The 11,033-nt window shown below is 62.4% G+C and carries 9 protein-coding genes and 1 CRISPR repeat array; of the genes, 1 reads left to right on the forward strand and 8 read right to left on the reverse strand.

All coding sequences use genetic code 11. The features are described from left to right. Nucleotides 1-44: 44 nt before the first annotated feature. Nucleotides 45-887: direct repeats of the CRISPR family, unit length 33 nt; unit sequence ATTTCTATCCACGTCCTCCGCGAGGAGGACGAC. A gap of 216 nt (nucleotides 888-1,103) precedes the next feature. The 8 genes from cas2 to Q0K06_RS13025 all read right to left on the reverse strand — a co-directional run bounded on the left by cas2 (nucleotide 1,104) and on the right by Q0K06_RS13025 (nucleotide 10,419). After that, on the reverse strand, nucleotides 1,104-1,394 hold the full coding sequence (gene cas2, locus Q0K06_RS12990; RefSeq protein ID WP_294553313.1) for a CRISPR-associated endonuclease Cas2: 291 nt from the start codon (nucleotides 1,392-1,394) through the stop codon (nucleotides 1,104-1,106). A 15-nt stretch (nucleotides 1,395-1,409) separates the two neighbouring features. Then, entirely contained in the window at nucleotides 1,410-2,441 is a 1,032-nt protein-coding gene (gene cas1c / locus Q0K06_RS12995) for a type I-C CRISPR-associated endonuclease Cas1c (RefSeq protein WP_294553316.1), read from the reverse strand. After that, nucleotides 2,438-3,109 carry a CRISPR-associated protein Cas4 gene (gene cas4, locus Q0K06_RS13000; RefSeq protein ID WP_294553319.1) on the reverse strand — a complete coding sequence of 224 codons (672 nt, stop codon included), beginning with the start codon at nucleotides 3,107-3,109 and terminating at the stop codon, nucleotides 2,438-2,440. Before cas4 ends, cas1c begins: the two co-directional genes overlap by 4 nt. Then, complete coding sequence (gene cas7c, locus Q0K06_RS13005; protein WP_294553322.1) at nucleotides 3,096-3,947, reverse strand: type I-C CRISPR-associated protein Cas7/Csd2; 852 nt, start codon at nucleotides 3,945-3,947, stop codon at nucleotides 3,096-3,098. The genes cas4 and cas7c overlap by 14 nt, the downstream gene beginning before the upstream one ends. Nucleotides 3,948-3,961: 14 nt before the next feature. Next, the gene (gene cas8c / locus Q0K06_RS13010; protein ID WP_294553325.1) at nucleotides 3,962-5,914 is read right to left on the reverse strand and encodes a type I-C CRISPR-associated protein Cas8c/Csd1; all 1,953 of its coding nucleotides are present in this window, start codon (nucleotides 5,912-5,914) and stop codon (nucleotides 3,962-3,964) included. Continuing rightward, nucleotides 5,901-6,632 carry a type I-C CRISPR-associated protein Cas5c gene (gene cas5c / locus Q0K06_RS13015; protein ID WP_294553328.1) on the reverse strand — a complete coding sequence of 244 codons (732 nt, stop codon included), beginning with the start codon at nucleotides 6,630-6,632 and terminating at the stop codon, nucleotides 5,901-5,903. Before cas5c ends, cas8c begins: the two co-directional genes overlap by 14 nt. A 189-nt stretch (nucleotides 6,633-6,821) precedes the next feature. Next, entirely contained in the window at nucleotides 6,822-9,233 is a 2,412-nt protein-coding gene (gene cas3, locus Q0K06_RS13020; RefSeq protein WP_294553331.1) for a CRISPR-associated helicase Cas3', read from the reverse strand. A 490-nt stretch (nucleotides 9,234-9,723) separates the two neighbouring features. Further along, nucleotides 9,724-10,419: a FadR/GntR family transcriptional regulator gene (locus Q0K06_RS13025; RefSeq protein WP_294553333.1), complete on the reverse strand. Its 696-nt coding sequence runs from the start codon at nucleotides 10,417-10,419 to the stop codon at nucleotides 9,724-9,726. A gap of 111 nt (nucleotides 10,420-10,530) precedes the next feature. On the opposite strand from Q0K06_RS13025, the gene Q0K06_RS13030 reads away from it, so the two are divergent. Further along, nucleotides 10,531-11,033 (forward strand): dihydroxy-acid dehydratase (locus Q0K06_RS13030; RefSeq protein WP_294553336.1); only part of this gene is annotated, 503 nt, incomplete at its 3' end.

Genomic DNA, 11,033 nt, shown 5'->3' on the forward strand with positions numbered 1-11,033 from the left:
GGAGGACGACGTTATGTCGGAACTGGCGGTACTCCGTCCACTAGATTTCTATCCACGTCCTCCGCGAGGAGGACGACCGGTTGGGAGGTGTACAATGAGTAAGCACATTGTATTTCTATCCACGTCCTCCGCGAGGAGGACGACTGACAATACCAGCCAACTAAAAAAGGCCTCTGAAATTTCTATCCACGTCCTCCGCGAGGAGGACGACCCAATTCGCAGAATGATTCGGCACAGTTCAATTAATTTCTATCCACGTCCTCCGCGAGGAGGACGACGTTGGTCAATATCCTCTTGGGGGTGACAGACGATATTTCTATCCACGTCCTCCGCGAGGAGGACGACTTTGCGATGCAGCTCGCCAACTATCGAGAGCTGAATTTCTATCCACGTCCTCCGCGAGGAGGACGACCCGCGGAGCATATGGGTGCGCACACCAGACAAAGAAATTTCTATCCACGTCCTCCGCGAGGAGGACGACGCAAAGCACTATGCAAAGCTGGCGCTCCAGTATATTTCTATCCACGTCCTCCGCGAGGAGGACGACCGGCCCTCTATCAGCTACATGGGCCAGGACCAGCATTTCTATCCACGTCCTCCGCGAGGAGGACGACCGCCGGGTGGCGCTGCTCCTGCTGGATGGGAAGACATTTCTATCCACGTCCTCCGCGAGGAGGACGACGGAAGAAGCGATTGAATTTATCGATCGGCTCAAAAATTTCTATCCACGTCCTCCGCGAGGAGGACGACGGCTTGATCCTGCCGTGAGAAATACGTTGGGCATTATTTCTATCCACGTCCTCCGCGAGGAGGACGACGCCATTTGGCTATATCGCCGTCACCCACTTTGAGGAATTTCTATCCACGTCCTCCGCGAGGAGGACGACAGCAAATGTGATGATAAAATGATATTATTTTCATCGCCATTTGACAAATAAAATATAGCACACAAAAAATAAGACGCATTTTGTGCAGTGTGCAGGCAAAATCAAGACTTGGAAGCCCAAACTCCTGAGATTTACTGGTGCGAGGAAGCCGGTGGTTTTATGTGCGCTGGGGATCCGCACCAGATGGGGATGCAATGGTATCGTCTCAATAGGGCACTACACAAGCAGAATTCCATCCTGTGGAAATTGAGGCGAGAGACCGATATGTTCTACCTTTGTTTTGTAGCTGTTGCCAAGCTGATAGAACCGCAGGCTGTCTGCAGACGGGTCAATCAAAGCGGCAAGCTCGGCCCGGAATATCGCGTACTGAGCGGCATCCAGCATGCACTCAAACACAGAATTTTGTACCCGCTGACCGTGATTGACGCAGGCTTTGGCAACCTTGCGCAGCCTCCGCCGGCCTGCGGCAGTTTCGGTATTGACATCATAGGTCACCAGAACAAGCACAGACCTCCGCTCCTTTCATTTCCAGAAAAAAGGCGGATAGCGGTCCAAATCACCCCGCAAAGTGCGCGCCAGAAGCAGCGCCTGAACATAGGGCACAAGCCCCCAGGGGATCTTTTCACCCAGAAACGGGTGCTGGATAACCTGCTGTTTGCGCAGCTGCCATGCCTGAAGGAAGGCACGGCGGCCTTCGTCGGTCAGAAGGACCGCGCCGCTCTCTTGCTGTACACAGTGCCTGGGCAGGATTGTCTTATGGTTGATACAGGTCAGGACGAAGCGATCGGCGTAAACGGCGCGCAGCTCCTCCATCAGATCCAGGGCCAGACTGGTGCGGCCTGGCCGGGGACGGTGCAGGAAACCTACATAAGGGTCGAGCCCCACACCCGTCAGCGCCGCGGCACAGTCGCGTGCCAACAGCGCATAGGCAAAGGAGAGCAGGGCGTTGACCGGATCCAGGGGAGGGCGGCGGGTGCGCCTGGTAAATGCAAACGCCTCATGCTGCTGTAAGATCAGATGGTCGAATCCGCCGAAATAGAGCTGCGCCGCCTCGCCCTCGATGCCCCTCAGCTCTTCCAGGGTTATGGCCTCTTCAATGCGGGAGAGGGCCGCGGCCAGTTGGCCGGAGCGCGTCTTCAGCTCGTCCACGGGGACCCGCTGGGGGTGATCGCGGGTGGCGCGCTCCAGCACCCAGCGGGCGTTATAGACTTTGCCGAGAAGGAATCCTTTGGCGTACCGGCAGCTGACGCCCGGATCGTCGGCGGCGCGGAATTGCTGCTGCCGCAGCAGGACGTTTCCGCTGGTTTCACCGACGGAGCGGGCCAGGAAACGGCCCCGCGGCGTAAAAAAGGCCAGATCCACATTCCGCTGCGCGCAGGCACCCATCAGGGCGGGGGACGCGCCCCCATAGGAGAAGCAGAGAATTCCTTCCAGCGTGTGCAGGGGAAAACGAGCCGTTTCGGTCCTGTCCTGGCTGATGAGAACATTTTCTCCATCCAGGCTCAAATAGCTGTTTTCGGTCAGGACAAACAGGGTGTTCAACAGCTTTCTCATAAGAAGTCTCCCTCCCCCTCCTCCAGATGGGCGCGGATATAGCCGGCTGCGTCTGCGCGCCGGCAGAGGGCCGGGAGGCACAGCTCCTTCAGAGAACAGGCGCTGCAGCGCCTGCCCGGCTTCACTCTGGGCGTGTACCCGCGGGAGAAGTAGTCGTTCATCTCGCCGGCCATTTGCCTGGTCTTTTGCCGCAGCTCCGGCGTGAGATCCACCCACTCCCGGCGCCGGGCCTCCCCGTAGAAGAGGACGCCTCGCGGGACGGCGCAGACGAGCATCTCCTCCAGAGCCATGGCCTGGGCGCACAGCTGCAGGCGATCCGCGTCGCCTGCCTTGGGAGATCCCCGCTTATATTCCACGGGCAGAGGCGTCCAGAGCCCGGCATATCCCTGGAGGGGTATGCCGTCCGGATCTGCGCGAAACTCCACCACATCGCAGACGCCGGACAGCCGCAGCGCGTGGCTCACCACACGCATGCCCCGTATTGTCAACAGGTCCCCGCGTTTTTCGCGGAGGGAGTCGTCGTGGCAGCGCTCGTGCAGCAGATGCCCCTCTGCGGTCCGCAGATTCTCCGCCCACTGCTGCTCCATGTAGGCCAGGGCCCACTGCCGGCGGCAGAAAGAGAAGTGCTGGATGCCGGACATTTGCAGGTAGTCGTCAGGATTCGTCATAGACTTCCACCGCCAGGCCGGGCAGTTCACCGCAGGTGATGGCGTAGTCCTGGATATCCCGGGGGAGATCGGTCTTTTTCTCCACATGGAGCAGACGGTGAACCTTGGCGGAGGAATACTGGCCGCTCTTGCAGTTGTGCTTCCACCAGTAGAGGCGCAGGACCTCCATGCTGCCATCAGGGCGGGCCGCGGAGGCGTCGTTTTCAAACAGGGTGCGCAGTGCCTCCTTGAGAAGTTCGGCGTCAGCGCCGGTGAAGCCGGTCTTCTCCGCCAGCTGGCAGTTGATGCTGCCGAAGGTGGTGTAGACGGCAAAGCCCACCCGGTGCTTGGTACCCATGGTATCGCTGGATCTCTTGTCGCCGGTGACGCTGTTGACGCTCTTGGTGATCTGCAGGCTGTCGATGTTGATGGGGTCCACGCTGAACGCCGGGTGGATGGACACAGGCCCGCGGATGCCCACGGACACGCCCTCGTCCTTGCCCTTGAAGGCGAACACCTGCCCAAAGCTGCGCACATCCAGCCAGGTCTCGCAGGCGGCTCTGGCGTATGCCTCCCGGTCCTTGGCCTTCAGGGCGCCGGCCAGAGCCGGGCAGGCGTCGGCCCGGTCCTTCAGACTGTGAAATTCATCATTGCGCCGGTCGTCCGACTGGACAAATACGCTGGCCCCCAGATCCATCAACCGGTTGCGGATCTTCCGCTTGAGGCAGACGTCGGAGATCTCGCCGTAGCCCTCGTATGTCTCACGGGGGCGGTTGCCGTTGAGGGGATCGCCGTTGGGGTTGGCGTGGTGGACCGCAATCACAAGGGCAAAGTCGATTTTATTCTGCAGGGATTCCATGGATATCTCCTCCTTTATTCATCTGCGTCAGAGGCAGCGCCGCCTTTTTTGAAGAATTCCGCCCGCTGACAGGCATAGCCCAGCAGGTACAGCTCAGTCAGGGGCTGGTCGTTGAACTGGTCCGCCGGAATGCGGGCGATGAGCCGGAGCATGAGGTCGTTGGCATAGGTGGGTTTCTGCGCCCTGATCAGACGCTCGAGATAGGGTTCCAGCTGCTTGCGCAGCAGCGCGAGGGTCTTGGCCGGACGCTGGGTGAAGGCCACCTCGTACCGCAGGGCGTTGGTGGGGCGGGAGTTCCTGTCTCCCGAGGTGCTGTAAGCGGCGTACTGTTCCAGCTGCTCCGCGCAGGCCAGAATGCGGCCGAACAGATAGCTGCGGTCGCTGCAGGTGTCATCAAGGGCCATGGTGTATTCCTCCTTCAGGTTCCGGTGGTGATAGCCGTGCACCAGGGCGCAGGCAATGCTGCGGGTCTTGCCGGCCTCCCAGGGCTCCAGGGCGATGCCGTTGGAGGCCCGGCGGGCTGCCGACAGCATGAGGTCTCTTGGAAAGGGCTTCCCCTCCGTGATGCAGGGCAGCAGGCGCTCCACAGTCTGCTGCCTGAGCCGTTCATCCGCTTTGGCGCCGTAGGCGGCCGCCGCGATGTCGGCCGGCGCGGGCGCGCCCACAAAGACAAGAGGGATCAGGATCTTTTTCCCGTTTTCCCGGGCCTGCACCTTGTGGTAGCGCAGCTCCCAGCCAAAGGACCTGTGCCAGTCCGCGATGTAATCCATCAGGCGGGAGCCCCGGAGCTCCCGGTAGTACCGGATGGACAGCCGGCCCGGCGTGGCGGAATCCAGCACCATCACGCTGACCTGGCTGTGCTCCGGCAGCGCGTGGCGGTATCCCTGAATGGCCTTGCGGAACGCTGCGGCAAACCCCTCCCGGGTACGGGGCAGGTTCGCGGCGGCGTCAAAGGGGCTGCCCAGGTCGTCGTCATCGTCGTCCAGGTCGCTGCGGCTGGCCATGACAATGTCGCAGGCGTCGCCGGTGACAGGGGGGATGGGCTCATTCTCAGTGCCCCAGACCAGAATGACCTGGTCGCCGTTCTGCACCCCCTGACGTCCCACCAGCCACCGCAGGGCGCTGTGGGCCTTCTGGGTGGTCTCATACCCGATGGAGAGGGCCTCGCCGGCAGTTTCAAACCGGCCGCGGAAGGTGAAGTTTGTGCTGTCGTTGCTGGAGATCAGCTTTGCCCGGTCGCCGGCGTTGCGGATTTTATAGGGGCTCAGCAGGGATATGGGCATTTCCCTGCCCTGCACATAGCAGACGCCGGTGTCCTTCAGCGTGGACAGATAGTACCGGGTGTAACCGTCCCAGACCGCCGGGTCGGCGGAGAGGTCGTCACCCCCCACCTGAAAGCGGACAAAAGCCTCGGACTGGTCGCCGCCTGTGACGGACTGGAAGATGGGGGGCGTGTCCTCCTTGGCGCCGGTCCACTTCTTCAGCAGCCGGCCCGCCCCGTCGGTGAAGAGAACCCGATAGGACACAAGGTCCCGGATGAGGCAGCCCTGCTTCAGGTAGGCCAGGACCGCCCGTATCCCATCCATCCCAAAGGGGGAGTCGCACCAGGCCTGCAGCTGGGAGAGGTACGCCGTCCACATTGGCTTCCTGGCGCCGCCGTAGGCGGCGTAATCCCCCGCGACGTACTGCAGCTTGTCCGCCAGCGGGTGGGGGACAGGGCCGGATGTGCGGGCGGAGGACTCCTCGGTGCAGGGGATGACGGTGGTCATCTTGTCGGAGGGGAGCACCCGGGCGGAGAGAAATTCCCCGCCGGGGGAGAGGCTGACCTCCACGTTGACCTTCTGGGTGGTATGGGCCACCGGCAGGAGCATGGGGGCGTCCCAGCCGAAGCGGAGGGAGGCGGAGGGCTTGCCCACATGGGACAGATTCTTTTCGTAGGTCTGATAGCACCGGTCAAGCCAGCCCATCCCGGGTCACCTCCTGATACAGCGCGTCGCAGTCCTGCATGTTTTGGCCCAGCGCGAAGGACTTGGCCCGCTGCCTGCGGATGGGGCGGACGACGGGGCATTCCTCCGGCCGGATGAACCGGATTACCCCGTCCTCCATGACGGGCCGCCACAGGCGCTGGCTCATCTGGCCGCTGCCGTCCTCGTCGGCGTAGGTAATGCTGTGGACCATGAGCCCGAAGGGCATGGGCGGAGTGCCGTCGTAAGCGCCGGGGCCCTCGTGAAATGCGCAGGGCTCCACATAGCCCTGGCACTCCCGGGTGCCCAGGAAGATGTCCCGCCGGCCGCCCCGCTCCAGCATGCGCTTGGCGATGAAATAGTGCTTGTTCTCGTTGCGGTCGCCGGCCAGGTCAGGGCGGTGGGGGTTCCACTCGAAGTGGGCCTGGATCTGATAGGATACGTTGACCAGATAGGTGTAGATGGACAGGTCGTTGGTGCCATTGTTGTACCGGATAGGCCGGATGCCCTTGGACTCGGTCTCGATGGGGTTCATGATGCGGACGGCGTCGGGCACCCAGAGGAAGGACGGCTTCCAGTATACGCTCTCCAGAATCCCCTTGACCGCTTGGTAGGTGGGGACGGGATAGCTGAACTTCTCGCCGCCCACCCGGGTAATGGGGTCGCTGAACAGAGCGTAGCGGCCCCAGACGCGCAGTGTGATGGTGTTGCTGTACTGCAAGAGCAATTCCTCCTTTCTGAAATGTTCTAAAACCCTAGCACCTTCCGCCGGTGCATTGAGATGCACCGGCGGGAATACGCATTGCAGCAATGGCGGAATTCCATCAAAGCGGCTCCTTTGTGCCGTTTTGATGGAATTCCGCGGCTGCCGCCGCGCGAATCAACCGGTTTGCGGTTTATTCGGCAGACATTATGTAATGAGGGCGGCCATACCGCCTGGTGTGAACGTGAGCCCCTTGTGGTCGCTGTCGTAATAGGGCTCCCGGAGGACAAGGGCCGCGCCGTCCAGGGCCGGGTAGAGCGCGTTCCCAAGGCGCTGGCACTGGCTCCGGCTGAGGGAGACGGTGTAGGGCTGCAGCTCCCGCAGCAGGGCGGGGGTCCCGCCGGCGGACTGCAGCAGGAGCAGCTTGTCCTTGCCCTCCTTGTAGGGCACCAGCACCGGGAGGGTCTCGTCGGGAATGGCCTCAAAGGCGGCCTCCGCCGTGCCGAAGGCCTGGCAGAGATCCTTGGAGCCCTCCGGCCGCCGCCCCTGCTCCAGGAAGGCCTGGACGCCCCGGGGATTGGAGCTGAGCAGGTCCACCATGGTGGTGGCGGCATAGCCGCCGGAGGAGACGGGATACCGTATGTCCAGCCGGTGCCTGGGACCGCTGTAATAGCGCTGGTAGTACATCTGGATGACCTGGGGAGAGAGCAGATCCGCGCCGGGCGGCAGCTGCGCCAGCAGGGCGCGGGTGATCTCCCTGCCGTCGTAGATCTCCGGCAGGGCGTCCAGATGCTCGCCCGCGCACTCGATGAGATAGACCGGACGGCAGCCGGCGTCGCCGTGGCGGTTGCAGCGGCCCGCGGCCTGGGCGATGCTGGGCAGGCCGGCCAGATCCCGGACCACGCAGTCAAAGCTCAGGTCCACGCCCGCCTCGATGAGCTGCGTGCTGATGCACACAAGGGGCAGGCCGTCGCGGAGCCGCTGGGTGATCTGAGCCAGAACATCGTCCCGGTGCCGCTGGCAGAGATAGGTGGTGAGGCAGAACAGGGGGCAGTCCGGCGGCATCAGAGGGGCAAGGGCGTCAAAGAGCCGGTTCACCGTCCCCTTGGTGTTGAGAATCACCAGGATACTGCGGTTTTCCTCCAACAGACCGGCCACAAAGTCCGCAATGGCGGGGAGGCTCTGCTCCCCCGGGACCGCCGGGGGGACGATCCTGGTGCGCCTGAACTGCTGGAACCGGGCCTGATAGTCGGGCACCAGGTCCTTGTCGCGGGAGAACTGAAGGGGGTATGGGACCTGGGTCAGGTCGGGCTGGGTGGCGGTGCACAGGATAACAGTGCAGCCAAACAGGTGGACCAGGGTATTCAGAGCCAGAGTGAGCAGGCAGGTGTCCCGCAGGGGGAGGGCCTGAACCTCGTCCAGCAGGAGCACGGAGCCGGCCAGGGCGGCGAGCCGCCGCACGTTCTGGCGGGGCGCGGCAAACAGGGTATCCAGCAGCTGGACCATGGTGGTGCAGATCACGGGCGAACCCTGCCAGCGCTGGCTGAGGGCGAGCCACTGCTCCCGCTGTTCCTGCTGATCCGGCTCAAACAGAACGTCGGAATGGTGCTCCAGAACGTACTCCGCCCCCAGGGCCCTGCGGATGTTGTCGGCATTCTGCCGGGTAATGGACTTATAGGGGGCGAAGTAGAACAGCCGCTGGGCATTCTGCCGCCGGGCCGTCTCCACGCAGAACCGCAGGGCGGAGTAGGTCTTGCCGCCGCCGGTGGGGACATACAGCCGGTAGATACCGGCCGGAAGGCGCTGTGCGGCGCTCAGGCACTGGCCGGAGATCTCCTGCCGCAGCAGGTCAATGGGCCGCTCCGCCTTCATCGCGCGGATAAAGCCCTCCATCCGGCCGGAGAGCAGGTCCCAGACCTCCTGGCGCTGGCGGTCGGAGGGGGAGGAGGGGAGGGGCGTCCCGCCCATGAAGCTGGCCGTATCGGTCCAGTCGGCGTCCACCAGAGCGCTGAACAAAAACCGCTGGGCCAGACCCAGGCCGAACTGGAGGGCGTCCTGCCGCTGCTGCCTGTCCTCTCCCTTTGGCAGAATGGTTTTGGCCCTTTTGTAGAGCGCGGCCACCTCCAGGGCGGCCGCCTGGATGAGGGACTCCATCTCCTGCCGGGTACAGCAGTCGGAAAAGAAGGCGTCCACGCTCTCGCCGTAGAGGGCCCGGGCCTGTTGGCTGTCCATTCGCTCCAGCCAGGGCTGGCTGCCGTCGGGCGCCAGATAGTCGCAGCGGCCGCTGTGATGGCAGCCGATGGCGAGGGCGGCCATCTGCCCGGCCAGGCGGACGGAGCAGCTCTGTCCGGCGGTCTGCTCCCAGAGCCACCGCATGCCGGCGGCAGAGTGGTTGAGTTTTTCCCTGGTCTGCTGCCGGATGTGCTTCTGAACTGACTGGCATGATTTTCCAGCATCATGCAGCAAGCCGGTCAGCTCCCCCAGCTTTTCCAGGCCCAGCGGGCGGCAGAGGGCGGCGCAGAGCCGGGCGGCGTTCCGGCTGTGCTCCGCCAGGGTCTGGATGCGGGGCGGTTGGCTGCCGCCCGGGCTGATGATATGAGCGATCAGATGTGTTTTCATAATTCACCTTTATATATTAAGTAATGTTAATAAATACAATGTAGCAAAGAGCGGGATATTTGTCAATAATACAGAAAAAATGTCAATAAGAAAAAACAAAATTGTAAAAATAGCTGAAATCATGTTATAATATAAACTGCCATTCCTGGATACATGGGATGTGGATAGAAACACTTATATGGGAAATGTGGCAGCATGCACAGGTAAGAAGGTTCCGGTTTTCCGGCGCCTTCTTTCTCCCTTTATCTAGAGAATAGCATACGGACAGAGGCATAAAACGGACTTTTACAGGCGGGCGGGAAAACTGTCATAATTTACAGGATGGAGATGCGTTTTTTGTCCGTTTTTCCGGCGGCGGTACCTGATAATATAGAACAAGGCCGGCGGCTTTCCACAGGGAAAGCCGCCGGCCTCTTTAAGGCTTGTTTGAAAATTGTCAACAGGTCCTAGTATCGAGAGGCAGGGCGGATGCCGGGGGCGGCGCGGGATTTTAATGCGCTTCCTCCCCGGCCTCGCCCAGGCCCATCACGTCCACGCTGTGGCGCATGTGGATGGCCATGGCGTGGAGCACGCCCTCCTCGTCTCCCTGGGCGAAAAACTCCAGCAGCAGTGCGTGGTCCCGCAGGGTGTCCGCCGCCAGCCGCTCCGCCTCCCCGCCAGTCTCCACCGCCGTGGCCACCGCCCGCTGGATGAGGGGGAGAAGGCGCACCATAAACTCGTTGTGGGTGGCCCGGACAATGGCAGCGTGAAAGGCGGCGTCTGCCTGGGTGCGGTCGGCGCCGGAGCGGATACAGTCCTCCACCGCCCTCCCCCAGGCCAGAATGTCCGCCCGCTCCTCCGCCGTGGCCCGGCGGCAGGCCAGCATGGCCGCCTGGGGCTCAAAGATGCTGCGCAGCTCGAACAGGTCCCGCAGCTGGCCCTTCACCCGGCTCAGGCCCGTGAAGCCGAAGTCGTCGATGTCCTCCACCCGGGCGGACACAAAGGTGCCTTTGCCCCGGCGCACCTCCAGCACCCCCTGGGCAACCAGCATCCGAACCGCCTCCCGCAGGGTGGTGCGGCTTACCCCCAGCTCCCGGGACAGATCCAGCTCATTGGGCAGCTTGTCCCCGGGGGACAGCCCCCCCTCCGCCACGATTCTTCCATACAGCCGCTGGGCGGTCTGCTGGGTCAGGCTCTGCTTTTCCATGTAAACTTCCTCCCCCGCGCTTGACATTGTTTCTTCTATCATATAATATGGAGTCATACAATGCAAGTGTCATCATACAACGATGACGGATTAAATAAGGAGGACCTTGCCATGAGAAGCGACAACGTGACCAAAGGCGTGGAGCGCGCCCCTAACCGCTCCCTGTTCTATGCGCTGGGATACACCAAGGAGGAGTTGGAGCGCCCCCTCATCGGCATCGTCTCCTCCCAGAACGAGATCGTCCCCGGCCACATGAATCTGGACAAGATTGTGGAGGCGGTGAAGGCGGGCGTGCGCATGGCGGGGGGCACCCCCATCGTGTTCCCGGCCATCGCCGTATGCGACGGCATTGCCATGGGCCACATCGGCATGAAGTACTCCCTGGTGACCCGTGACCTCATCGCCGACTCCACCGAGGCCATGGCCCTGGCCCACCAGTTCGACGGCCTGGTCATGGTGCCCAACTGCGACAAGAACGTGCCCGGCCTGCTGATGGCCGCCGCCCGGCTGAACATTCCCGCCATCTTCTGCTCCGGCGGCCCCATGCTGGCCGGACGGCTCCAGGACGGCCGCCGCTCCTGCCTGAGCCACATGTTTGAGGCCGTGGGCGCCTA

Origin of the sequence: uncultured Pseudoflavonifractor sp. (assembly GCF_944387805.1) — a bacterium.
Classification (GTDB): domain Bacteria; phylum Bacillota; class Clostridia; order Oscillospirales; family Oscillospiraceae; genus Pseudoflavonifractor.

Excerpts from the sequence above, each read along its gene's own strand:
- cas1c (WP_294553316.1), bottom strand. The coding sequence starts at position 2,441 with ATGAGAAAGCTGTTGAACACCCTGTTTGTCCTGACCGAAAACAGCTAT.
- cas4 (WP_294553319.1), bottom strand. The coding sequence starts at position 3,109 with ATGACGAATCCTGACGACTACCTGCAAATGTCCGGCATCCAGCACTTC.
- cas7c (WP_294553322.1), bottom strand. The coding sequence starts at position 3,947 with ATGGAATCCCTGCAGAATAAAATCGACTTTGCCCTTGTGATTGCGGTC.
- cas8c (WP_294553325.1), bottom strand. The coding sequence starts at position 5,914 with ATGGGCTGGCTTGACCGGTGCTATCAGACCTACGAAAAGAATCTGTCC.
- cas3 (WP_294553331.1), bottom strand. The coding sequence starts at position 9,233 with ATGAAAACACATCTGATCGCTCATATCATCAGCCCGGGCGGCAGCCAA.
- Q0K06_RS13025 (WP_294553333.1), bottom strand. The coding sequence starts at position 10,419 with ATGGAAAAGCAGAGCCTGACCCAGCAGACCGCCCAGCGGCTGTATGGA.